We start from the raw sequence: 22,432 nt of genomic DNA on the forward strand, positions 1-22,432 counted from the left end.
GAGAGACTGATTGATTCATTATGCATCCAATTTATAATTATTTACGTCACCGCAAAGATGTAGCTCTATTGCTCGCTGCTTTTTTACTATTGGTCATCGCATTGTTTAATCCGAAGATTCCAATCAAGCGCAATATCTACAGCTACTTATTTGCCGTGGATATCTCACAAAGCATGAATGTGGTGGATAAAACCATTAATGGAAAACCAGTTTCACGCTTAGTCTATACGCAAGATACATTGCACAAACTCGTCAGTGAACTGCCATGCGGCACCAATATCAGCATTGGTTTATTTGCAGGCGTCAGTGTAGCCGCGCTTTATACACCAATCGAAGTTTGCGAGAACTTTGACGCGATCAACGACACCATCGACCATTTTGATTGGCGTAATGGCTGGTCAGGTAATAGCAGAATTAGATCCAGCATGCCTGTATTGGCTAAAACCATACGCTCGTTCCCTGCACCTGCCCAAGTTGTGTTTTTTACAGATGGTGAAGAAGCGCCTAAGCTGCATATTTTTAATAGACAGGACCTGACCTCTTTTCAAGGTGGCGATGATTGGCTATTTGTCGGGGTAGGTTCTGACAAGGGCACCCCTATCCCCAAATTTGATGAATTTAACCAACTCATCGGTTACTGGGCAAATGAAAGCTTTGCCATGCAACCTGGTATTGCCCAAATTTCAGAATCAAATTTAGGCACCCGAAATGATAGCGTAGCGAGTGGCGAAGGCGACCGCTATTTATCCAAACTTGATGAGGCCTACTTAAAAGACTTGGCAAAAGAAATTAATGGCATGTACGTGCGTGCGGACAGTGTGAGCGCTATTCTGAGCGCAATGAAAAAGCAAAAACCAGCGCGCCGCGACAACGCTAATTTTGAAATCCGTTGGATTTTAGCGAGCTTGGCTGGGGTATTATTTATATTTGCCTACCTGCCTAAACACCCGCTACATGAACTAAAAACACAGTGGCGAACTTTAGTAAGCCGTCGACGCCCAGTTAAATAAGATGCACGATGACTCTGTCGGCAATGCTACGTGAAACCCATTAACGCACTTTGTCGCGCTGCCCCCAAAGCATCCACACTCTAAGCTGCCTAAAGCTCTGAGCATCTGTACTGTCTGGCAAAATTAATACCGAGTGGTTTAGCAGGCGCTGCCAATAGATAGCGTCTTTAGGCCTAAACTGCAAGATGGTTAGCCAGGGAGTAACGATACTGTCACCGTTTAATGACAAATCACTTAAGCTCTGGCCGTCTTTTCTAGTGATATTGAGCTGGTTTTTTGCATTCACATGCAACGCGACCGGCGACCATGGCAACAAATGCAACCCAGCACCCGCCATCACATAAATAGCCACTAACCAAATCAGCAATAATGACAAGCACTGAATAACGAATGAGAGTGGCGCTAGGCAAACTAGCCAACTGCTCATCACAGTCATCCACAATAATAGTGCACATAAAATAAATGAGGGCTTGAAATTCAGGGTTATCGGCTTCACGTTATAATCAGCGATCTGTTTTAAAAGATTTAATTGATACTAAGCAATAATACAAAAGGTTAACATGAGCAATCAACAATGGCAGGAATTTATTCAAACCTCAACACCCACAAAAAACGCGGGTAGCACTCAACCATTGTTAGATAGCGCAACCGTGATGTGCGACCTGTCGCATTTAGGCCTGCTGCAACTGAGCGGGGCAGATGCGTTTAATTTTTTACAAGGCCAAGTCACTAACGACGTAAGGCTGTTAAAGGAATCTGCACACTACACAGGCTACTGCACACCTAAAGGTCGTATGCTTGCGCTATTTCTGGCCTTTTCACAGCAAGACCGCATCCAATTGCAAATGCCGCTAGAGTTAATCGCAGCCACAGCAAAGCGACTAAAAATGTATGTAATGCGTAGCAAGGTAGAGGTACAGGATCTGAGCCATGACATCATTAAAATTGGCTTAAGTGGCCCGAATGCACAGGCGCTACTCAGCTCGCAATTTGCGACAGTCCCTCAACATGACTACGAGTTAGTATCGCTAGAAAATGGCTCACTACTAAAATTACCTAGCAGCACTCATGCACGTTTTGAAATTTTGGCAAATATAGATCAAGCACAAGCAATTTGGAGCGCCTTATCATCACAGACCACAATCTCAGATGCTTCACATTGGGAATGGTTGGAAATTCAGGCCGGCATCCCAGATGTAAAAGCTGAGACTCAAGAAGAGTTTATCCCCCAAATGTTAAACCTAGATTTGCTAGGCGGTATCAACTTCAAAAAAGGCTGCTACACTGGTCAAGAGATTGTTGCACGCACGCACTACCTTGGTAGCATCAAGCGCCGCACTTACCTGACGCACTCAAATCACGCGGCACAGCCAGGTGAGAATATTCTAAATGCAGCAAATGAAGCAGTTGGTAAAGTCGTGCGTAGCGCACCGTCACCACAGGGTGGCTATGACTTGCTGGCTGAAATTAGATGTGCCGAAATCAACGTGGAAAATCCAGAAAATAACCAGCTATCGGCCAATGGGTATGCGTTGGCATTGCAAACGCTACCTTACGCACTTTAGCCACTGCCTATAACACTAGACAGATGCCTCGATGATTCAGTGGTGTGTTCTATATATGAACTCTGGGTTGAAAGCTGAAAGCTAAGCGTTTGAATCTGAACGCTTGGCGCTTAATGTAAACCTAGACTTAGGTCAAACCTAAATTAGAGCGACAGTAATAAATTACCCCTAAAAAGATAGGCTTAGGGAGCAGTAGTCGCAGATGGGTTAACTGGAGGTGTTGGCAACGCTTGCGGTAACGCCTGGTCTATCACTTGATAAAATACTTCATCCTGCTTAATCATACCAAGCTCACTACGCGCACGCTCTTCAATTGCCGCCTGCCCACTCTTAAGATCTCGCACTTCAGCCTCTAGCGTGCCATTACGTGCTTTTAAAGTGGTATTTTTTTCCTGTTGCAGTGCAACCTGACGATTTAAGTCCCACACACGTAACCAGCTACCTTTGCCTAGCCACAGTGGATACTGTAGCAAGGCAATCAAGATCACAAAAATTAGTGTGAGGGCTTTCAATTTTAACTATTCAAACACACTTTAACGTTATTTAAATAATTGGTAAAAAGCTGACTTACCAGCGTAGCTAGTTGCATCACCCAACTCTTCTTCAATACGTAACAATTGGTTGTACTTAGCAATACGCTCTGAACGGCACAGTGAGCCAGTTTTGATTTGCAATGCATTGGTAGCAACCGCAATATCAGCAATCGTGCTGTCTTCTGTTTCGCCTGAACGATGTGAAACAACTGCTGTGTAGCCAGCGCGTTTAGCCATTTCAATGGTTTGGAATGTTTCAGTCAAAGTACCGATTTGGTTTACTTTAATCAATACAGAGTTAGCAACACCACGTTGAATACCTTCACGCAGAATTTTGGTGTTGGTCACAAATAAATCGTCACCCACCAACTGCGTTGTTTTACCTAAACGTTTAGTTAGGATATCCCAACCTTCCCAGTCAAACTCAGCCATACCATCTTCAATGCTGATGATTGGGTATTTATCACACCATGTTGCTAAGTAGTCAGTGAACTGGCCTGAAGTCAGTGCCAAACCTTCTGATTCCAAATGGTAACGACCATCTTTATAGAACTCAGTACTTGCACAATCTAAACCTAAGTAAACATCACGGCCTGGCTCGTAACCTGCATCTGAAATCGCTTCCAGAATGTACTGGATCGCAGATTCGTTAGACGGTAAATTCGGTGCAAAACCACCTTCATCGCCTACTGTAGTGGCAAGGCCTTTTTTATGTAAAGTCTTTTTCAAAGCATGGAATATTTCAGCACCACAACGAATTGCTTCGCGGAATGATGGCACACCTGCTGGAATAATCATGAACTCTTGCATATCCACACTATTGTCAGCGTGTGCACCACCGTTGATGATGTTCATCATTGGCGTTGGTAATTGCATTGCGCCTGAACCGCCAAGGTAACGGTAAAGTGGTAGACCTGACTCTTCAGCAGCAGCACGTGCACAAGCCATTGATACTGCCAAAATTGCATTTGCACCTAAGCGGTCTTTGTTTTCAGTACCATCTAATTCAATCAAAGTTTTATCAATAAAACTTTGCTCTTCAGCGTCTAAACCGATAATCGCTTCTGTGATTTCAGTGTTTACATTTTCAACCGCTTGCAACACACCTTTACCTAAGTAACGGCTTTTATCGCCATCACGTAGCTCAACCGCTTCTTTAGCACCAGTAGATGCACCTGAAGGCACAGCCGCACGGCCAATCACGCCACTTTCAAGTAATACATCGGCTTCAACAGTTGGGTTACCGCGTGAATCTAAAATTTCGCGGGCGATAATATCTACAATTGCGCTCATTACTTTCTCCTAAGTTCTAAATCGTTTGGCTACCAATCAATCAGACGCACACCTAATTAGCGTATTAAACGCATCATTCACCTTTTGGTACGTGTGCAGTAGCCTAATTATTTTTTACAACGTACTTTCAATAAAACCTGCTTTTTTAACTAATCGGTCTAAATCTACCAACACTTCTAACAAATCTCTCATTTTGTGCAGTGGCCATGCATTAGGGCCATCAGATAGCGCCTTTGCAGGATCAGGATGGGTTTCCATGAAAACACCAGCAATGCCACTGGCAACTGCGGCGCGTGCCAACACTGGCACATGCTCACGCTGACCACCGCTCTTGTCACCTTGGCCACCAGGCTGCTGTACAGAATGCGTGGCATCAAACACCACTGGGCAATCTGTTTCACGCATAATGGCCAATCCGCGCATATCTGAAACCAGCGTGTTGTAACCAAATGAAGCGCCGCGTTCGCACACCATAATATTATCTGCACCGCCGTTAGCTTCTTTGGCTTTTTGCACCACATTGCGCATATCGCCAGGTGCCATGAATTGACCTTTTTTGATATTCACTGGTTTACCTGAACGTGCACAGGCGGTGATAAAGTCAGTTTGACGGCATAAAAATGCCGGCGTCTGCAACACGTCGACCACAGCAGCTACATGCGGCACTTGCTCTTCTGTATGCACATCAGTCAAGATTGGCACACCAATTTGGCTACGTACGTGGTCTAAAATCTTTAAACCTTCATCCATGCCAAAGCCACGAAATGTTTTATTAGAGCTACGGTTCGCTTTGTCGTAAGAAGACTTATAAATAAATGGAATATTGAGCGCTGTCGCGATTTCTTTTAGCTGACCGGCAGTATCAATCGCCATTTGCTGTGATTCAATCACGCATGGGCCAGCAATTAAAAATAGTGGATGCTCAAGACCCACATCAAAGTTACATAATTTCATACGATTAACACCTTAATATTTAGCGATAAAACAGCTATAGATAAACGCTAGCTGTAAACTCCATGCATTTTGCGTTTATCTATACCGGTATTGATTGCTGGGTTATTTCTTCCAGATTACTTTTTATTGTCCAGCGCCGCTTGTACGTAAGCCGTAAACAACGGATGGCCAGCACGCGGGTTAGAAGTAAATTCTGGGTGGAACTGGCAGGCAACAAACCAAGGATGCACGCTCTGTGGCAATTCAACCATTTCGCATAAGTCTTCAGTTGGCGTTCTTGCAGAAACCACCAAACCGGCCGCTTTTAGCTGATCCACATAGTGATTATTTACCTCGTAGCGATGACGATGACGCTCATTCACGGCTGACCCGTAAATGCTCGCAGCCAAAGTATTCGGCACGATTGGACAGCTTTGCGCACCTAAACGCATAGTGCCGCCTAAATCTGAATTCTCATCACGCTTTTCAATATTACCTGATGCATCTTGCCACTCATCAATCAGGCCAATCAATTTATGTTGCGCCTGCGGATTAAACTCAGTACTATTGGCATCAGTTAAGCCTGCTACATGGCGCGCAAACTCAATCACGGCCAACTGCATACCCAAACAAATACCTAAATAAGGTACTTTGTTTTCACGTGCATATTGAATTGCTGCAATTTTGCCCTCTGTACCACGCACACCAAAACCGCCCGGTACTAAAATCGCATCCATGCCTTGTAACGCAGCCGTGCCTTTTTGCTCGATGTCTTCAGAATCCATATAGTGAATTTTCACTTTAGATTCAGTGTGAATACCAGCGTGGATTAATGCTTCTGTCAGTGATTTATAAGACTCAGTTAAATCGACATACTTACCAACAAAAGCGACATTCACTAGATGCTTAGGGTTTGCCAATGCCGTGGCAATACGCTCCCACTCTGCAAGGTCAGCAGGTTTAGCCTGAATATCTAACTTATCGCAAATAATGCCGTCTAGGTTTTGCTCATGTAGCAAGCCTGGAATTTTGTAAATAGAATCTGCATCAATCGCGCTGATTACAGCCTCTGAAGCCACATTAGTAAATAATGCGATTTTTCTGCGCTCATCTTCAGGAATATTACGATCTGCACGGCAGAGTAAAACATCAGGCTGAATACCGATTTCACGCAACTCTTTTACAGAGTGCTGTGTAGGTTTGGTTTTTAACTCACCCGCGGTTGGAATCCAAGGCAATAGGGTTAAATGAATATAGCAAGTATTGTTTCTACCTTCTTCGAAACCCATCTGACGGATTGCTTCCAAGAATGGTAGTGACTCAATATCACCTACCGTACCGCCGACTTCAACAATCGCCACGTCAGCACCTTCGGCACCGCGTTTTACATGCGCTTTGATTTCGTCGGTAATGTGTGGGATCACCTGCACTGTTTTGCCTAGATACTCACCGCGACGCTCTTTTTTAATCACGGTCTCGTAAATTTGGCCAGTAGTGAAGTTATTGCGTTTACCCATGCGCTGACTAATAAAGCGCTCATAGTGACCTAAGTCCAAGTCAGTTTCAGCCCCGTCATCAGTGACAAACACTTCACCATGCTGGAATGGACTCATGGTACCTGGGTCAACGTTAATATAGGGGTCTAGCTTGAGCATGGTCACTTTGATACCACGTGACTCTAAAATTGCGCCTAAGCTGGCGGCAGCGATGCCTTTACCAAGAGAGGAAACAACACCGCCGGTTACGAATACATATTTGGTCATGGAGAAGGCACTTAAATTATTATTACAGACGGGAGCCTATTTTACTTTAAAGCCCTAACACCTACAAATAAAAACTCTTAATTCTGCGTTTATTTTACTGGGTTTAGTTTTGCCCCGCATTTCAGATCCAATCTTGAGTTACGCCAATAACAAGCCAAGAAACTCAAGCAATCTTGATATAAATCAATCAAGTAAATTCTCACATGCATAGAATGAGCAACGGAATAATCAAGGTGATTATATTTATTGAGGAGATTGAGACTATGTACGCAAATTTATTTGGCACATTTACAGGCTTACTAAGTTTAGGGGTGATTGTGTTTGTATTATTAATGGCGGCATTTTTCCTGCGCCTGTTCTTCTCAGGCAAACCACAAAATGAACAATAAGCCTGACAAGCATAAGCTCAGCACCTGAGCATGATGCTCATTAAGGGTTATTGGCCCATGCGCCATAACCCTTAAACTTCTCATGTACTTCTGACATTTCCTGCTCAGTCAGAATGTACGGCTCCCCCACTTGCAGCGCCCTTAAATACTGCTCACATAAGGTTTCCACCTCCAACGTAACGCTCAAAGCTTTTTCTGCCGTTGCACCCACCGCAATCATGCCGTGATTCGACAGCAAACAGGCGGTTCTATGCGTCAATGCAAGCAAAGCGTTATCTGATAATTGCTGGCTTCCAAACAAAGCGTAATCTGCACACCTGATGCTATCGCCACCCGCCACCGCAATCATGTAGTGAAAGGCCGGAATGTCGCGCCTTAAGGTACTGAGCGTGGTCGCAAACATGCTATGCGTATGAATCACCACATTCACTGCTGGTTTTGCACGCAAGATATCCACATGAAAGCGCCACTCACTGGAGGGCGCCAGCTCACCTTGTGCATGACCTAAAAAATCCATCCACACCATATCGGCAGGACGCATATGCTCCACCGCCATACCCGAAGGGGTGATTAACAAGCCAACCTGCCCTTGCGCATTAGGTACACGGATACTTGCGTTACCTGAAGTACCGCGGTTCAAACCCAACGCACAAAGCTGCTGGCTTAACACCAACAGCTGTTCACGCGCGCACTGTAATTGATCCGTCATCACAATATCCTTAGCATTATCTTTGCATCGTGCGTAATTGCTGCGGTGTGAATACCCCGCGCTCGGTAATGATACCAGTCACCAATCTTGCTGGCGTTACATCAAAGGCGGGGTTTGCCACCTGAGTACCATGCGGCAAGATATTGACTGACGCTATCGTACCGTCGCTCAACTTACCGCTCATCCAAGACAACTCCTCAGCGTCGCGCTCTTCAATCTCAATCGACTTCACGCCGTCCTCTATGTTCCAATCAATGGTAGGCGACGGCACTGCCGCGTAAAAAGGCACATGATGCCCCAGCGCCACACTATCAAACGCCGCTAATGCTTTTAAATAGGTGCCGATTTTATTGCACACATCGCCAGCCGCTGTGACACGGTCGGCACCCACAATGACCATATCCACCTGCCCTTGCTGCATCAAATGTCCGCCAGCATTATCACTAATCACTGTGTGCGGCACACCATGCTGACCCAGCTCCCACGCTGTTAAACTAGCACCCTGGTTACGAGGTCGCGTCTCCCCCACCCACACATGCACATGAATGCCAGCATTATGCGCTGCATAAATTGGCGCTAACGCCGTACCAAAATCAACCGTTGCCAGCCAACCAGCGTTGCAATGGGTGAGTATATTAATGGTGCGTGCTTTTTGCTGATGTTGTGCATGAATTAAAGTCAGGCCATGCTTACCAATTGCCTGATTAAGCTGTACATCTTCATCGCAAATCAGCGCAGCCTCTGCCCATGCTGCAGATTGGCGCTGCGCGTCTGGCAACCTTAACAAAGCACTCAACATGCGCTGCACCGCCCACCTTAAATTCACCGCCGTTGGGCGACTCGCAATCAATTGCTCTGCAGACTGCTGCAAGTGTCGATCAGCACAGCTGTCTAAAGTTGAAAGTGCAATACCATAGGCCGCCGCAGCGCCAATTAAAGGCGCACCACGCACCTGCATAGTTTTAATGGCGACAATCATTTGTGCCAAGGTTGTTAGGCTAGCCACTTCAAAAACGTGAGGCAGCTTGGTCTGGTCAATAATTTCCACGCACGGTTGTGCATGCTCAAAATTAGGCCAAATAGTACGGTATTGCTCGTGATTGACTAGCATAAATATTCCAGCGGTTTACACGCTTTTTTATAAAAATAATTAAATATAAATATTGACTTCTAAAAAGTTCCCAAGAACTTCAAATACTCTCCACAATATCTGTGGATAACTTTGTGAATTGTTGTGACTTAAAAACGTAACATACCAATTTATAAGGTTTTTTTTAAATCGCTTATTTTTTAATCTATTATTTAACTTATAAAAATCAACAACTTACAAAACACCCATTGATTGTTAACGTTTTTTTGGCTTTCTTAATGTAGTGCATTAACTGGTGTGCATAAGTCAGCTAATTTTGGCATGATTTTTATGGCGTTGGCACCAGTAATATCAAGCACTTGAGCCACATCAACCTGCCTTAAATCTGCTAAAACCTGTGCAATTTTTAACACCTCCGCCGGACTGTTTCTGCCAGCTGTTCCTAACCATTCTGGTGGAATATCTGGGGCATCAGTTTCCAGCACTATCGCCTCCAAGGGCAGTTGCGTCGCCAATGCGCGAATCCGCAACGCACGTGGATAAGTCATTGCTCCACCAAAACCCAACTTAAACCCTAAAGCAATCAGCTGCTCGGCCTGCTGCATGCTGCCGTTAAACGCATGTGCTATTCCACCTTTAACTTTATGCTTGCGCAACTGCTTCAAGATGTCATCTATCGCATGGCGCACATGCAAAATCACCGGCAAATCATGCGCTTGTGCAATTTTAAGCTGCTCAATAAAAAAATGGGTTTGCAGTTTGATGTTTTCAGGGTGAGTGCTTGGATTAGTTAAGAAGTAATCCAAGCCAATTTCGCCGATAGCAACAGGCTGGTGATTTTGTACATAGGTACGCAGTAACTCCAGGTCATCCAATGAAGAACGCGCTACATACATGGGATGCACACCGAGCGCATACACGCAGTTTTGGTAATGCTGACAAAGGTTGATGACAGCATCAAAGTTAAAACGCGCCACAGCGGGCACCACAATGCCAGATACCCCATTTGCAAATGCAGAACGCACGACATGATCGCGGTCAGCGTCAAACTCGGTTGCATCAAGATGGCAGTGGGTATCAATCAGCATGATGATTCCATTTCTATTTAAGCGCTAACATAATGCCAAGTACACAATATTAAGTGCGCAATCATTATGACCATACATCAATAGGGGTTAGTTCACGGCAATGAGAACTGATGATACAACACGACAGCACTATATAGCGCGCGCAATAGGCTTGGCTCGCACCCGGATATCAGTGCCAACCTGACGCACATCTAACACCTGCAAATCTGGCACTTGTTGCATAGTAGTGAATTCCGGCATGGCAAACATGCCATGCGCGGCGCTCCCCATCAGTTTAGGCGCATAATAAAATATAAACTCATCGATTAGTCCTGCATGCAACAATGCACCGTTCAGCCCCTGCCCTGCCTCAACCAGCACCTCATTCACACCGCGCTGCGCTAAAACCTGCAATAACTGCGGCAAATCTACCTGCTGCGTTTGATTTGCAATGTGGACAAGTTCAGCACCTTTAGCCTCCAAGGCTGCGGCACGCTGCTGCGTATCTGTGGCATACGCCACCACTACAGGACTATTTGCCAACATAGATGGTTCTAATATTTTACTGCCCACAGGTAATCGCAACTGGCTATCAACAATTACGCGCACAGGTTGGCGCATGTCTGCGGTTAAGCGCACTGTCATGCTCGGGTCATCTGCCAGTACAGTGCCAATCCCAGTCAAAATCACACAGGACTGAGCACGCCAATGTTGCACATCCTGCCGCGCAGCCGCACCGGTAATCCACTGACTTTTACCATTACTCAGTGCAGTACGGCCATCTAAACTCGCGGCAATTTTGCTGCGCACATAGGGTAACCCACGCGTCATGCGTGATATAAAGCCCGCATTAAGTGCGGCGGCCTCTTGCTCCAACAAACCGACCACAACCTCTATGCCCTGCGCACGCAGAGCAGCCACTCCACGGCCGGCCACGAGTGGGTTAGGATCCTGCATCGCAATAATCACACGTTTGGGTTTTGCTGCAATTACCGCTTGCACGCAGGGTGGTGTTTTACCAAAATGGCTACAAGGCTCCAATGTCACATAAACATCGGCGCCTTCTGTTAGCGCACCTGCCTGCCGCAGTGCAAACACTTCCGCATGTGGCTCACCTGCTTTAAGATGGGCACCTTGCCCTACAATTTGATGATCGCGAACGATGACACAACCTACTCTAGGGTTAGGTTGCGTAGTGTACAAACCTTGCGCCGCTAAACGCAGTGCAAGGTTCATATAGGTGTAATCAGATGTGGATAATGTAGACAAAAACGTTGAAGAGTATCGACGGGTTAACGATAGATTGAGCAGGCACTTTATGTATCGGTAGAGCGGCGCTTAGCCGATACGGCTTGCTTATCCAAATCGCGGATTACATCATTAAAGTCGTCCACATCGGAAAAGCTCCGGTATACAGAAGCAAAACGGATATAGGCTACTTTATCCATCATCTTAAGCTCGTGCATCACCATTTCGCCTAAGTCTCTGGCATGCACCTCACGCTCGCCGCGCGCCAATATTTTCTGCGTCACGTGGTCTAGCGCTTTATCCACGTATTCGGTTGGTACCGGGCGCTTATGTAATGCACGCGTGAATGAAACTCTTAACTTCTCACGTTTAAACTCTTCACGTGTCCCATTTTGCTTCACAACCTGTGGTAAGTGCAGCTCTGCCGTTTCGTAGGTAGTAAAGCGCTTATCACATGCACCGCACTTACGGCGGCGGCGAATTGAATCGCCCTCATCATTAACTCTAGAGTCAATGACTTGGGTATCATCGGTTCCACAAAAAGGACACTTCACAATTAGCCTTGATACACTGGGAATTGTGCAGTTAAAGCATGTACTTTCACTTTGGTTGCAGCAATCACCGCTTCATCAGTTGGGTTATCCAACACGTCAGCAATCAGATTTGCGACCAAGCGTGCTTCCTCTTCTTTAAAACCACGCGTAGTAATCGCTGGCGCGCCGATACGAATACCAGACGTCACGAATGGGCTCTCAGGGTCGTTAGGAATCGCATTTTTGTTCACAGTAATATGCGCTAAACCAAGTGCAGCATCAGCAGCCTTACCAGTTAAGCCTTTAGGGCGTAAATCCACCATAAACATATGTGACTCAGTACGGCCAGAAATAATACGCAAACCACGTGCAGCTAATGTTTCAGCCATGGCCTGTGCATTTTTAATCACTTGTGCTTGGTAAGTTTTAAACTCTGGTTGCGCTGCTTCCAAGAATGCTGTCGCTTTTGCTGCAATCACGTGCATCAATGGGCCGCCTTGCAAGCTTGGGAAAACGCTTGAGTTCAATGATTTCTCGAACTCTGCTTTAGCCATAATGATACCGCCACGTGGGCCGCGCAAAGTTTTATGCGTGGTTGACGTTACAAAGTCAGCGTGCGGCACTGGGTTTGGATATACGCCAGCAGCAATCAAGCCTGAGTAGTGCGCCATGTCTACCATGAAATATGCACCCACTTTTTTCGCAATCTCAGCCATACGTGCCCAGTCAAAACGCAAGGCATAAGCTGATGCACCGCCAATCAATAGTTTTGGTTTGCATTCAACTGCAATGCGCTCCATCTCGTCGTAATCAATTTCTTCTTTATCGTTTAAACCATATGGCACGATATTAAACAACTTACCTGAAAGGTTCGCTGGTGAACCGTGCGTCAAGTGACCACCATGACCTAAGTTCATGCCCATTACAGTGTCACCTGGTTTCAAGATAGAGAAATACACAGCCTGATTTGCTTGTGAGCCTGAATGCGGTTGCACGTTGGCATACTCGGCGCCATACAACGCTTTTAAACGATCAATCGCAAGTTGTTCCACTTGGTCAACAAACTCACAGCCACCATAAAAACGTTTACCTGGGTAGCCTTCTGCATACTTATTGGTCAACTGTGAACCTTGAGCCTGCATTACCGCTGGGCTAGTGTAGTTTTCAGAAGCAATAAGCTCGATGTGTTCATGTTGGCGCACAACTTCCTGCTCAATCATGCCCCACAATGCAGGGTCAGCTTGATTTAAAGTATTGGCGTAGTTAAATGGTGCTTGCGACATGGTATTTTAGTTTTCCAAATATTTGAATAAAAGGGAGTTGTTCGCATTTTAACATGCCAAGCCATCATCGTTAAGATGAAGTATTAAAGTTATAGAATTTAGCCGTAAAAGCACACCATGCAGCACAAGTGGTTGATATTAACCAAGTTGGTTTATTTTAGTGCACAATTCAACCATAACAAAATAAACAACATATTGAATAATAAAGGTATTTTAATTGGCATCTTACTTGCTTTTATCAATACAAGCGCATATCTCCAAAACGCCCCTTAACCCGTACACCTTATCAAGTGCTACGGGTTTTTTTTGCCTATATAAAAGCCGCACATGATTTTTGCAGGGGACAAAGCTATAATCAATCCACCATAAGGAGAAAAACGTATGAAATGGACGGACAGCCAAGCAATCGCAGAGGCGCTTTACGACAAACACCCAGATATTGACCCCAAGACAATCCGCTTCACGGACTTAATGGAATGGGTACTAAACCTTGACGGATTTAATGACAGTGCTGATAAGTGCGGTGAAAGAATCCTTGAAGCAATACAACTTGCCTGGATTGACGAAGCAGACTAAAGCTGATGATAGAAGCTTTACTATGCTTGTTTATCAAGCACTTCATCTGCGACTTTCCACTACAGGCATCGCCTTGGATGTACAGGAACAAAAGCATTTATGGCCATGTAGGGGGCATCGCGCATGCGGCGATACACGGTATAGGTACCTTGATCGTTTTAGCATTCTGGTTAGGCGCTTCCGCGTGGATTTTCGCACTGGCTGACATGGTTATCCACTACCATATCGACTGGGCTAAAATGAACGCTAGCAACAAGTTTGGCCTGCAAGCCAATAATAGTGAATGGTTTTGGATCTTACTCGGCTTTGACCAGCTACTCCATCACCTGACTTATTTTGCAATTGTTGCAATCGCATTTAAACTAGCATAATCAATATGTCCAGAAACACTCTGCTTTCTATCACTGTCTGGTTAGTATTGGCCGGCATCATTTATTACCTCGCAGACAGCATTCAAAACCCTAACAAAACCTACACCTTAGGCAACGCTAGTTCTGTCGTACTTAAACGCGGCTTAGATGGTCATTACCGCAGCGAGGCGGTTATCAATGGTAAAAAAGTTAACGTATTGGTAGATACTGGCGCAACCGGTGTTGCCATATCACAAGCTACAGCAGATCAGTTGAGTCTTAAAAGTATTAACGCAGTGCGCACTAACACCGCCAATGGTGACAGCGTGGGCTACATGGTCAGGTTAGATTCAGTAAAAATAGGTGGCGTGCAAGCCCACAACGTTGCGGCCATGATTGCACCTGGGCTGGATGGAGACGTGTTACTAGGCATGTCATTTTTAGGGCGCATGGACATTCGCCTGTATAAAGGCGAAATGACCATCACGCAAGTAGAATAAGCCTACTTCAACATACCATGCGAGCTAGACATAACATCTCAATCGCATATCTAATAAATTTCTAAGTAATGACTGTAGGTGCAACTCGGCCAGTTTTCTCTACCAACTGAGATATCTGCAACGCGATTTGTATCATTTCAGCTAACGCCACCTGTGCATCCAAGTGATGTTTACTGCTGTCAGGCTCGTACGCTTCTAGATAAATACGCAAAGTGGCGCCTTCCGTACCTGTGCCAGACAACCTAAATACGATACGTGACCCATCGGTAAATAAAACACGAATCCCTTGATTGTTACTGACCGAACCGTCAATCGGGTCATGGTAACTAAAATCATCGCATAATTTAACCGTATAGTTACCAAACACCTGATCAGGCAAGCTGGCGAACTGAGCCTTAATATGCGCAATCACGCTATTTGCCGCCTCAGTGGGGATAGACTCATAATCGTGTCGCGAGTAAACATTACGTCCATACTCCAGCCAATGTGCCTTTAAAATGGCTTCCACACTCATTTGCTTAACTGCTATCACATTCAGCCAGAACAGCACCGCCCAGAGGCCATCTTTCTCACGCACATGGCTAGAGCTAGTACCGAAACTTTCCTCGCCACACAAAGTGACTTTACCGGCATCCATTAAATTACCGAAGAACTTCCAACCAGTAGGCGTCTCAAAACTTGGCACATTCAGCTTAGCAGCCACGCGATCTACGGCACCACTGGTCGGCATGGAGCGCGCCACACCAGCAATGCCACCTGCATATGCTGGCACCAAGGTTGCATTGGCAGCCAATACTGCCAAACTGTCAGATGGCGTCACAAAAAAGTTTTGTCCTAAAATCATATTGCGGTCACCATCACCATCGGATGCCGCGCCAAAATCTAGCGCATTTTCACCGGCAAACATGATTTTTACTAAATCTTCTGCATAAGTTAAATTAGGGTCAGGATGCCCACCCCCAAAATCCTCTGATGGCTCGCAGTTCATTAAGCTTTCACTGGCAGCACCTAGCCGATTCACAAAAATCTCTTTTGCGTAAGGTCCGGTCACCGCATGCATCGCGTCAAACTTCATTTCAAAGCCTGTCGCCAGCAGTTGTTTGATTGCTTTAAAATCAAACAAGCTTTGCATTAAATCGGCATAATCCTGCACCGCATCAATTACCTGCACAGTAAAAGTCTGGCCAGCAGCAAGCCCTGCAAACTGGGTCTCACCAATAGTATCGATATCGACCTGCGGCAAATCAGAAATTTTATACTCGGCAATCACCTTACTTTTAGCAAAGACCTCATCCGTAATCTTTTCTGGTGCCGGCCCGCCATTGCCAATGTTGTACTTAATGCCAAAATCACCATGAATGCCGCCTTGATTGTGGCTTGCAGATAACACCATACCGCCAAATGTTTTGTATTTACGAATCACATGCGACGCGGCAGGTGTGGATAAAATGCCGCCCTGCCCAATTAAAACCCGTGCAAAACCATTCGCCGCCGCCATGCTAATAATGGTCTGGATGGCTTGTCTGTTATGGTAACGACCATCGCCACCTACCACCAACACCGCATCACTCGGCACAATTAAGGTATCAAATAAACTTTGTACAAAATTTTCTAAATAATGCGCTAGTTGAAATATTTTCACTTTTTTGCGCAGACCGGATGTTCCCGGTTTTTGGTCACTGTATGGCTGGGTTGGTGTTACGATTATTTTCATGAGTTTTACTCTCTTCTTAGATCCACATCACACAATATAAGGTATGTTATTCATCTCAACAACAATTCTGCATACCTTACCAAATATTTCACAAATACAACACGCAGTAAGCTTTAGTCAGGTAAAATTTTATTACAATAATTAAATGCTGAGCATCATGGTCATGCTTGCGTTAACTCATAAAAATTAGCATCAGGCTATTAGAACTCTTTAAGGCTAAAAAATGGAAAATCAGGTATTTATTGGGCGCCAGCCAATCATGGATGTGAAACAACACATCATCGGCTATGAACTGCTGTTCAGACATAACGCTGATGCAGATACTGCCGTATTTGAAGATGAACTCAAAGCCTGCTCGAATGTTTTGGTCAACACCATGGGCGACATTGATGTGCAATGGCTATTAGGCGACAAGTTAGCATTTATCAATGTGAATGAAGCCATGCTAATGAGTGAATTTATAGAGCTCATGCCACCCCAGCGTACTACATTGGAAATTCTGCGTACGGTTGTGGCCGGAGACGCAGTTGTTGAACGTTGTAGAGAATTACACAAACTTGGCTACAAAATCGCACTTGATAACCCGCAACTCAGCGCTCAACTAGAGCCCCTCACCCAGTTTGCCAACTTCATTAAAATTGACTCACTAAGCGTTACTATACAAGAAGCGCGTAAGCTATTTCAGCGGTATGCAGCGCCTAACATACAAATGGTTGCAGAAAAGATTGAAACGCTAGAGCAGTTTGAAGCATACAAAGAAATTGGCTTTAGACGTTTCCAAGGCTTTTACTTTGCAAGACCAGAAACCTTCACTGCTAAAGTGATTAACCCTTCGTTTGACAGCGTATTAAACCTGCTCAATTTAGTCACGCAAGATTCAGACAACAAAGACATTGAAAATGGCTTTAAACGTGATGCTGCACTCTCATTTAAGCTACTGCGCTACATTAACTCTGTAGGCTTTGGGCTTTCATGTGAGATTCAATCTATTCAGCATGCGCTCACCATCTTGGGCAGAAAACAGCTTTACCGCTGGCTAACGCTACTCATGGTGACCGCAGGAGAAAACTCCACACCACCTGCTTTAATGAAAACATCCATCACGCGCGGACGTTTAACCGAACTACTAGGCGAAAGCTATTTTGAGAAACATGATCGAGATAATCTGTTTATCGTTGGCGTATTTTCTTTATTAGATGCAATTTTAAAAATGCCGATGGATCAAGTGCTAGAAAAAATTCAGCTCCCAGAGCCAGTATGTGAAGCATTACTTAACCGCGAGGGCGTGTATGGACCGTTCCTGCAGTTAACAGAAGCATGTGAGGGTGCTGACAGTAAGCGAATTTTAGAGCTGGCAGAGCTTTTACAATATGATGCAAACAAGGTGAATGAGTGCCACATGGCGGCACTGGCATGGGCGGAGTCTCTAGGTATTTAATCGACCGGAAATTTCAACTACACGGTGCGCTAGCGCCGCGTAGTTGGCAGTGTAATTAATGGCGTATTAAGCTGCACCGTGTGCTAAAGCAATGGCTTGGCGCTCGAGAATGTAAACATAACGGTTAATCAGCCCCTCATTCCCTCTTGAAGGCTCTACATACTCAAAGCCCACACGGTACTTAGTCACCGCATCCTGAACATGTATTTCCGTGATGTTTTTCACCATTAAAACAAGATTAGTTTCACCGACATCAGGAAAACCAATCTTACATCCACTCAATGCCTGACCAACCACTAACGCAGGATGGAGTGGCGCTGCAACCATTGTACCAATACCACCCAAGCTTACATCAACCAAAGTCAGCTCTAATATCGTTTCTTCTTCAGGGTTAAGTACATCCGGCACAGGAATACGGCATATAACAGGGTTAGCCACCGGGGTACTAAATCGATAAAAATCACGTCTTTGCAGTCGAATCAGATCTTTAGGAAGCGTAATCTTAATGGCTTTGCCATCTTTTAAATCAACCGCTGCCACATGTGTGCTGGTCCATTTAATTTTAACGCCATCTTCTTTGATAAAAACCACCTGGTTACTTGCTAGCAATCGGCGGTTAAACTCCTCATCAACACCGACATCTAAGTAAACCACACCAGCTTTAGCATCGATACTAATAATACTAGTCAGATAAACATCAGCACCACGATTAAATGAAACTTTAATCATCGACTTATGTTTAATCAAGTCGTTTAGAATCTGTGTAACCTCTTTGGGGTTGTGCACAATATACTGCTCTTCATTATGTACAAATGCGGCGTGTTCCATTTCAATCCTATTAAGCTGTCGTGCTATAAACGTTAGTACTTATTAAACTGTAGCGAGCAGATATCAAACACAAAAACTCAGCAAACAGCCTCAAATAATAGCACATACTATGCGTGCTAAATACCGAGTTATCGCTATGATAATCCCATCTTTAGTAAGCACGGGTAACAGACACAAAAAAGCCAGCTTTCGGCTGGCTTTTTTGTAAAACTTATTTCTATTTAAAAACGTATATTGCAAACCAGCATATGCCTTAATTATAGGCAGATAAACAACGCTAAACAGTAATCACGCATGCTCATCCCAATTATTTTGCATACTAAACACATCAACACTGTCTCGCTAAAATCTCTAAAAAGTACGCTTAATGTAGCCAATCAATCTATCGTGCCCAGTTTCCCAGCCTTTCGCATCTACATACCAGCTATCATTTGCATTGGTTGTAGTGTAGTTCACACCGGCATTCCAGCCTGAACTGCCTGTCATACTAAAGTCTTTATTCACCCCCACTAACCAATCTGTATAGTTTGCCTGCGAATAATTATGCACAGTCTGGCGGCCAACATGCAGCAATAGATTCAGGTAAGCAACCGGTAGTTTGCCGTTAAAATTTAACTCAGTATAACCAGAGCCACGTGAGTTACCGTTACCACCGTAGTTATTGTTAATGCCAAAGAAATTAGTCACCGCATAAGAATGCTTCAAGGTGAAATTCTTATAATAAAGCGCAGCATTCAACTCAGTTGTGTTAGCAGAATCCCCTCTATTGATAGTTCCGTGTCCAGCGCGCTTACCGTGAGGATAGAAGTACTGCATAAAACCCACACTCAGTCTTAAGTCGTCAGTTAATGACTGCAGATAGCCACCGTACAGGTCTTTTTCGAGCGTATTTCCATACATTGCTCCGTTATCTATATTAGTTGCCCAGACACCTGCGTAAAAGCCGTTACTGTGAGTGTAGTCAAATCCTCCCTGTATTGAACCGTGCTCTCTAGTGTAAGAAATGCCACGGAATGTGTAGTCGCTGAAGAATCCAATATTTGCCGTTAATGTATGTGCTGAGTCCTTTTCGCTTGCCTCCTCAACAGCATAAGCCAGCGGCATCGCACAGAAAGACGGGGCTAATATTGCTATTTGTATTGTCGATTTCAGTAAGTGTTTCATAGTTCCCCTTGGTAACTTCAATAGAAAAATACTTAAGTAAAATGTGTTTATAGATACAGCTTTACTAGCGGGGAAATGGATCCAACTTACGAATTAACCATATGAAGACGGCTTGCCATATCCTCGCTACCATATTGATTTATATGGTGTAAGTATTATGGTCGGCAAAAAAAACGTACGTTATACAAAAACGGCAACACAGACTTTTATCCACCGGTTTCAGCTACGGTTATGCCGATTTTTGTCATCATGCTGTAACAGTCACGCCTACAATCAAGCTTCAAAATAACCTAGATGGAGTTTAATTATGCGTAGTCAATTACCGTTATCTGCTGCGAACACCAGCAAAAAATCCTTTGTATCTAGCATTGTGCTGGCAGCAGTTTTAGGTTTGTCCGCACAAATTGTGCTAGCCGAAGATGCCGCATCTGCGGGCGAAGCTTTAGCTCAAAAAGGTGGCTGTCTGATGTGTCATACCGTACAAAAACGTAACGTAGGCCCAGCACTCAAAGACATTGCTGCAGTGTACAAAGGTCAAGATGTTGAAGATAAATTGGTTGAAAAAATCAAAAAAGGTGGTCGTGGTAGTTGGGGTATTCTGCCAATGCCTCCTAACGAAGGCAAATTAACGGATGATGAATTCAGAGAGGTTGTACGCTGGATCAGATCCATGTAATTCAGTCAGAAGTTTTTTACTTTGTATCAGCGGGGCTTGCCCCGCTTTTTTCATATAGCTCTAATTAGCAAGCGCTACATACCAAAACTAAATACATATTTACAAGATAAATGCCAGAATAGCCTGCCATTTATAATGATTAAATTGGGTTAATCATAGTTGCAGCACAGACTGCATAAAAAACTCAATCTTTCACAATCGGGATGCCGCGAAATGAGTTTCCACGGCTCAGATCCAACTTCATAGACAGCGCCCCATTGCCACACTTATCCAGGCACGCACCGCAGCGCGTACAGTCACTATCAGTCACCGCCATCGCTTTCTGCGCAACCACAGGCGCTAGCACATGAGGTTCAGGACACACCTTGATGCAGTCAGTACAGCTGGAACATGCATTAGTCTTGACTGCCATAACACGCAGTCTGCCATAATGCCCAATCCATCTATAAAAAGCGCCCACTGGGCAAAGGTGCCCACACCAGCCACGACGTGTCACCAGAAAATCAAACAGGAACAATGCGGAGAGGAATGTTAATCCAACAGCAGAGGTCCACATAATTTCACGCTGCAGCAGCGTAATCGGGTTAATAATCTCCCAAGCAAGTGTGCCAGTGATTACAGATAGCACTAGCGCCATTACCAGCAGCACCGAGCGCAGATCTTGCGACATGGTCAGGTTGCCCTTGATTTTGAATTTCTGCCGTAGCCAATACGCAGCGTCGGTCAGCATATTGATCGGACACACCCAGCTACAATAGATGCGACCGCCGAAAAATGCGTAAAAACCAGCCACAATTGCCGCCCCGATTAGTGCTACCTTCGCCAGTGGAGCGCCTGCAAGCCATGATTGCAGTAGCACGAATGGGTCGGTTAGTGGCACATTCCAGAACCAGAGACTGGAAGACAGGTTGCCATGGGCGATACGCCCTACTTCCGGAATATCAATGACAAAGGCAAGTACAATCAGAATTTGCAGTGTGCGGCGCATCAGCAGCCAGGGATGGCTCTTCAGGTAAGAAACAATGCGCCGGAATAAATTAGCCATTACCACACCGTGCGTCCCATTGCATTCGTGCCAGAAACACCCAGCCCAAGTTCGCGCGGCAATACGCGTATCGTCGCTTCAGACAATACACAGTGTTTCTCGCAGGTGCCGCAGCCAGTGCACTTATCGGGATCAACCGTCGGAATCTGCAGCAGACCACGCTCGTTTTGAATTGGTTTCAGTGAGATTGCTTCACCACGTATCGGACAGACGCGTACACAAATACTACAGGTCAGGCCTTTATAATTCAGGCAGTTTTCATGGTCCACCAGCACCGCCACCCCCATATCCGCCTTGCGGATATCTGTCAGCAGCGGATCAAGCGCGCCGGTTGGACAGGCTTTCACACAAGGAATATCCGTGCACATGCGGCAAGGGTCTTGGCGTGCTACAAAAAACGGGGTGCCCAATGGCGCCGGATCAGCCCAAGTAGCTAGCTTAAGGATATCGTATGGGCAATCTTTGACACATAAGCCGCAACGGATACAGGTAGAATCAAACTCTTTTTCTGGCAACGCGCCAGGCGGCCTGAGAATTTTGGCAGCACGGGCAGGTCGTGAGAAAATCACTGCCTGTGCAACAACTGCGCCGAACACAGCTACACCGGCATGACGAAATATACGTTTCATGGCTTTCCTGCGTTCAGGATTTTCTATCACAGATTTGACAGCCACTGACACTTTTTCAGGTATATGCTTTGTCATATCTTGCTCCAATCTTCTCTA

General features: G+C 45.1%; 24 protein-coding genes. 8 read left to right on the forward strand and 16 right to left on the reverse strand.

The window, feature by feature from the left end:
- Positions 1 to 20 precede the first annotated feature (20 nt).
- Positions 21 to 1,010, forward strand: a complete 990-nt coding sequence (locus C3Y98_RS08840; protein ID WP_135278240.1) for a VWA domain-containing protein — start codon at positions 21 to 23, stop codon at positions 1,008 to 1,010.
- Positions 1,011 to 1,050: 40 nt separating this feature from the next.
- Here the strand turns inward: C3Y98_RS08840 and C3Y98_RS08845 are convergent, their stop codons facing one another.
- Positions 1,051 to 1,506 carry a protein YgfX gene (locus C3Y98_RS08845; RefSeq protein WP_342447871.1) on the reverse strand — a complete coding sequence of 152 codons (456 nt, stop codon included), beginning with the start codon at positions 1,504 to 1,506 and terminating at the stop codon, positions 1,051 to 1,053.
- Positions 1,507 to 1,570: 64 nt separating this feature from the next.
- Here C3Y98_RS08845 and ygfZ point away from each other — a divergent pair, with 64 nt between their 5' ends.
- On the forward strand, positions 1,571 to 2,575 hold the full coding sequence (gene ygfZ, locus C3Y98_RS08850) for a CAF17-like 4Fe-4S cluster assembly/insertion protein YgfZ (protein WP_135278242.1): 1,005 nt from the start codon (positions 1,571 to 1,573) through the stop codon (positions 2,573 to 2,575).
- A 182-nt stretch (positions 2,576 to 2,757) separates the two neighbouring features.
- On the opposite strand, the gene ftsB is transcribed toward ygfZ, so the two are convergent.
- The 4 genes from ftsB to C3Y98_RS08870 form a co-directional block, all read right to left on the reverse strand.
- The gene (gene ftsB, locus C3Y98_RS08855; RefSeq protein ID WP_135278243.1) at positions 2,758 to 3,087 is read right to left on the reverse strand and encodes a cell division protein FtsB; all 330 of its coding nucleotides are present in this window, start codon (positions 3,085 to 3,087) and stop codon (positions 2,758 to 2,760) included.
- Between the two features lie 27 nt (positions 3,088 to 3,114).
- On the reverse strand, positions 3,115 to 4,401 hold the full coding sequence (gene eno, locus C3Y98_RS08860; protein WP_135278244.1) for a phosphopyruvate hydratase: 1,287 nt from the start codon (positions 4,399 to 4,401) through the stop codon (positions 3,115 to 3,117).
- 114 nt (positions 4,402 to 4,515) lie between these two features.
- Positions 4,516 to 5,355, reverse strand: coding sequence for a 3-deoxy-8-phosphooctulonate synthase (gene kdsA / locus C3Y98_RS08865; protein ID WP_135278245.1), 840 nt, complete (start codon positions 5,353 to 5,355; stop codon positions 4,516 to 4,518).
- 116 nt (positions 5,356 to 5,471) lie between these two features.
- Positions 5,472 to 7,097 carry a CTP synthase gene (locus C3Y98_RS08870; RefSeq protein ID WP_135278246.1) on the reverse strand — a complete coding sequence of 542 codons (1,626 nt, stop codon included), beginning with the start codon at positions 7,095 to 7,097 and terminating at the stop codon, positions 5,472 to 5,474.
- 263 nt (positions 7,098 to 7,360) lie between these two features.
- Here C3Y98_RS08870 and C3Y98_RS08875 point away from each other — a divergent pair, with 263 nt between their 5' ends.
- Positions 7,361 to 7,486 (forward strand): DUF3149 domain-containing protein, encoded by a 126-nt coding sequence (locus C3Y98_RS08875; protein ID WP_015832492.1) that lies wholly within the window; start codon positions 7,361 to 7,363, stop codon positions 7,484 to 7,486.
- A 40-nt stretch (positions 7,487 to 7,526) separates the two neighbouring features.
- Here the strand turns inward: C3Y98_RS08875 and C3Y98_RS08880 are convergent, their stop codons facing one another.
- The 6 genes from C3Y98_RS08880 to glyA form a co-directional block, all read right to left on the reverse strand.
- A complete protein-coding gene (locus tag C3Y98_RS08880) occupies positions 7,527 to 8,195 on the reverse strand; it encodes a class II aldolase/adducin family protein (RefSeq protein WP_135278247.1) in 669 nt (222 codons plus the stop codon).
- Between the two features lie 16 nt (positions 8,196 to 8,211).
- Positions 8,212 to 9,306, reverse strand: coding sequence for an S-methyl-5-thioribose-1-phosphate isomerase (gene mtnA, locus C3Y98_RS08885; protein WP_135278248.1), 1,095 nt, complete (start codon positions 9,304 to 9,306; stop codon positions 8,212 to 8,214).
- Positions 9,307 to 9,560: 254 nt separating this feature from the next.
- Complete coding sequence (locus tag C3Y98_RS08890; RefSeq protein ID WP_135278249.1) at positions 9,561 to 10,373, reverse strand: TatD family hydrolase; 813 nt, start codon at positions 10,371 to 10,373, stop codon at positions 9,561 to 9,563.
- Positions 10,374 to 10,502: 129 nt separating this feature from the next.
- On the reverse strand, positions 10,503 to 11,621 hold the full coding sequence (ribD, locus tag C3Y98_RS08895) for a bifunctional diaminohydroxyphosphoribosylaminopyrimidine deaminase/5-amino-6-(5-phosphoribosylamino)uracil reductase RibD (RefSeq protein ID WP_245234349.1): 1,119 nt from the start codon (positions 11,619 to 11,621) through the stop codon (positions 10,503 to 10,505).
- A 47-nt stretch (positions 11,622 to 11,668) separates the two neighbouring features.
- Positions 11,669 to 12,154: a transcriptional regulator NrdR gene (gene nrdR / locus C3Y98_RS08900; RefSeq protein WP_135278251.1), complete on the reverse strand. Its 486-nt coding sequence runs from the start codon at positions 12,152 to 12,154 to the stop codon at positions 11,669 to 11,671.
- Between the two features lie 2 nt (positions 12,155 to 12,156).
- Positions 12,157 to 13,416: a serine hydroxymethyltransferase gene (gene glyA, locus C3Y98_RS08905; protein ID WP_135278252.1), complete on the reverse strand. Its 1,260-nt coding sequence runs from the start codon at positions 13,414 to 13,416 to the stop codon at positions 12,157 to 12,159.
- 381 nt (positions 13,417 to 13,797) lie between these two features.
- On the opposite strand from glyA, the gene iscX reads away from it, so the two are divergent.
- Genes iscX through C3Y98_RS08920 form a run of 3 tightly spaced genes read left to right on the forward strand, consistent with a single transcriptional unit; the run spans position 13,798 to position 14,842 of the window.
- Positions 13,798 to 13,992 (forward strand): Fe-S cluster assembly protein IscX, encoded by a 195-nt coding sequence (iscX, locus tag C3Y98_RS08910; RefSeq protein ID WP_135278253.1) that lies wholly within the window; start codon positions 13,798 to 13,800, stop codon positions 13,990 to 13,992.
- A gap of 5 nt (positions 13,993 to 13,997) precedes the next feature.
- Positions 13,998 to 14,363, forward strand: a complete 366-nt coding sequence (locus tag C3Y98_RS08915; RefSeq protein ID WP_135278254.1) for a DUF3307 domain-containing protein — start codon at positions 13,998 to 14,000, stop codon at positions 14,361 to 14,363.
- 5 nt (positions 14,364 to 14,368) lie between these two features.
- Positions 14,369 to 14,842, forward strand: coding sequence for a retropepsin-like aspartic protease family protein (locus tag C3Y98_RS08920; RefSeq protein ID WP_135278255.1), 474 nt, complete (start codon positions 14,369 to 14,371; stop codon positions 14,840 to 14,842).
- Positions 14,843 to 14,903: 61 nt separating this feature from the next.
- Here C3Y98_RS08920 and C3Y98_RS08925 read toward each other — a convergent pair whose 3' ends face one another.
- Positions 14,904 to 16,556 (reverse strand): alpha-D-glucose phosphate-specific phosphoglucomutase, encoded by a 1,653-nt coding sequence (locus C3Y98_RS08925; RefSeq protein ID WP_135278256.1) that lies wholly within the window; start codon positions 16,554 to 16,556, stop codon positions 14,904 to 14,906.
- Positions 16,557 to 16,779: 223 nt separating this feature from the next.
- Between C3Y98_RS08925 and C3Y98_RS08930 the strand changes: the two genes are divergently transcribed.
- A complete protein-coding gene (locus C3Y98_RS08930; protein WP_135278257.1) occupies positions 16,780 to 17,994 on the forward strand; it encodes an EAL and HDOD domain-containing protein in 1,215 nt (404 codons plus the stop codon).
- A gap of 66 nt (positions 17,995 to 18,060) precedes the next feature.
- On the opposite strand, the gene C3Y98_RS08935 is transcribed toward C3Y98_RS08930, so the two are convergent.
- Together C3Y98_RS08935 and C3Y98_RS08940 are read right to left on the reverse strand one after the other, a co-directional pair.
- Positions 18,061 to 18,822 (reverse strand): flagellar brake protein, encoded by a 762-nt coding sequence (locus C3Y98_RS08935; RefSeq protein ID WP_135278258.1) that lies wholly within the window; start codon positions 18,820 to 18,822, stop codon positions 18,061 to 18,063.
- A gap of 351 nt (positions 18,823 to 19,173) precedes the next feature.
- Positions 19,174 to 19,986, reverse strand: coding sequence for a TorF family putative porin (locus tag C3Y98_RS08940; RefSeq protein WP_135278259.1), 813 nt, complete (start codon positions 19,984 to 19,986; stop codon positions 19,174 to 19,176).
- Between the two features lie 307 nt (positions 19,987 to 20,293).
- Here C3Y98_RS08940 and C3Y98_RS08945 point away from each other — a divergent pair, with 307 nt between their 5' ends.
- Positions 20,294 to 20,662: a c-type cytochrome gene (locus tag C3Y98_RS08945; RefSeq protein WP_135278260.1), complete on the forward strand. Its 369-nt coding sequence runs from the start codon at positions 20,294 to 20,296 to the stop codon at positions 20,660 to 20,662.
- A gap of 184 nt (positions 20,663 to 20,846) precedes the next feature.
- On the opposite strand, the gene napH is transcribed toward C3Y98_RS08945, so the two are convergent.
- Complete coding sequence (napH, locus tag C3Y98_RS08950; protein WP_209308777.1) at positions 20,847 to 21,707, reverse strand: quinol dehydrogenase ferredoxin subunit NapH; 861 nt, start codon at positions 21,705 to 21,707, stop codon at positions 20,847 to 20,849.
- Positions 21,707 to 22,411, reverse strand: coding sequence for a ferredoxin-type protein NapG (gene napG / locus C3Y98_RS08955; RefSeq protein ID WP_135278262.1), 705 nt, complete (start codon positions 22,409 to 22,411; stop codon positions 21,707 to 21,709). The genes napH and napG overlap by 1 nt, the downstream gene beginning before the upstream one ends.
- Positions 22,412 to 22,432 lie beyond the last annotated feature (21 nt).

Source organism: Methylotenera oryzisoli (assembly GCF_004661485.1).
Classification (GTDB): Bacteria; Pseudomonadota; Gammaproteobacteria; order Burkholderiales; family Methylophilaceae; genus Methylotenera; species Methylotenera oryzisoli.

Excerpts from the sequence above, each read along its gene's own strand:
- C3Y98_RS08840 (WP_135278240.1), top strand. The coding sequence starts at position 21 with ATGCATCCAATTTATAATTATTTACGTCACCGCAAAGATGTAGCTCTA.
- ygfZ (WP_135278242.1), top strand. The coding sequence starts at position 1,571 with ATGAGCAATCAACAATGGCAGGAATTTATTCAAACCTCAACACCCACA.
- eno (WP_135278244.1), bottom strand. The coding sequence starts at position 4,401 with ATGAGCGCAATTGTAGATATTATCGCCCGCGAAATTTTAGATTCACGC.
- kdsA (WP_135278245.1), bottom strand. The coding sequence starts at position 5,355 with ATGAAATTATGTAACTTTGATGTGGGTCTTGAGCATCCACTATTTTTA.
- C3Y98_RS08870 (WP_135278246.1), bottom strand. The coding sequence starts at position 7,097 with ATGACCAAATATGTATTCGTAACCGGCGGTGTTGTTTCCTCTCTTGGT.
- C3Y98_RS08875 (WP_015832492.1), top strand. The coding sequence starts at position 7,361 with ATGTACGCAAATTTATTTGGCACATTTACAGGCTTACTAAGTTTAGGG.
- C3Y98_RS08880 (WP_135278247.1), bottom strand. The coding sequence starts at position 8,195 with ATGACGGATCAATTACAGTGCGCGCGTGAACAGCTGTTGGTGTTAAGC.
- mtnA (WP_135278248.1), bottom strand. The coding sequence starts at position 9,306 with ATGCTAGTCAATCACGAGCAATACCGTACTATTTGGCCTAATTTTGAG.
- C3Y98_RS08890 (WP_135278249.1), bottom strand. The coding sequence starts at position 10,373 with ATGCTGATTGATACCCACTGCCATCTTGATGCAACCGAGTTTGACGCT.
- glyA (WP_135278252.1), bottom strand. The coding sequence starts at position 13,416 with ATGTCGCAAGCACCATTTAACTACGCCAATACTTTAAATCAAGCTGAC.
- iscX (WP_135278253.1), top strand. The coding sequence starts at position 13,798 with ATGAAATGGACGGACAGCCAAGCAATCGCAGAGGCGCTTTACGACAAA.
- C3Y98_RS08915 (WP_135278254.1), top strand. The coding sequence starts at position 13,998 with ATGATAGAAGCTTTACTATGCTTGTTTATCAAGCACTTCATCTGCGAC.
- C3Y98_RS08920 (WP_135278255.1), top strand. The coding sequence starts at position 14,369 with ATGTCCAGAAACACTCTGCTTTCTATCACTGTCTGGTTAGTATTGGCC.
- C3Y98_RS08925 (WP_135278256.1), bottom strand. The coding sequence starts at position 16,556 with ATGAAAATAATCGTAACACCAACCCAGCCATACAGTGACCAAAAACCG.
- C3Y98_RS08930 (WP_135278257.1), top strand. The coding sequence starts at position 16,780 with ATGGAAAATCAGGTATTTATTGGGCGCCAGCCAATCATGGATGTGAAA.
- C3Y98_RS08935 (WP_135278258.1), bottom strand. The coding sequence starts at position 18,822 with ATGGAACACGCCGCATTTGTACATAATGAAGAGCAGTATATTGTGCAC.
- C3Y98_RS08940 (WP_135278259.1), bottom strand. The coding sequence starts at position 19,986 with ATGAAACACTTACTGAAATCGACAATACAAATAGCAATATTAGCCCCG.
- C3Y98_RS08945 (WP_135278260.1), top strand. The coding sequence starts at position 20,294 with ATGCGTAGTCAATTACCGTTATCTGCTGCGAACACCAGCAAAAAATCC.
- napH (WP_209308777.1), bottom strand. The coding sequence starts at position 21,707 with ATGGCTAATTTATTCCGGCGCATTGTTTCTTACCTGAAGAGCCATCCC.
- napG (WP_135278262.1), bottom strand. The coding sequence starts at position 22,411 with ATGACAAAGCATATACCTGAAAAAGTGTCAGTGGCTGTCAAATCTGTG.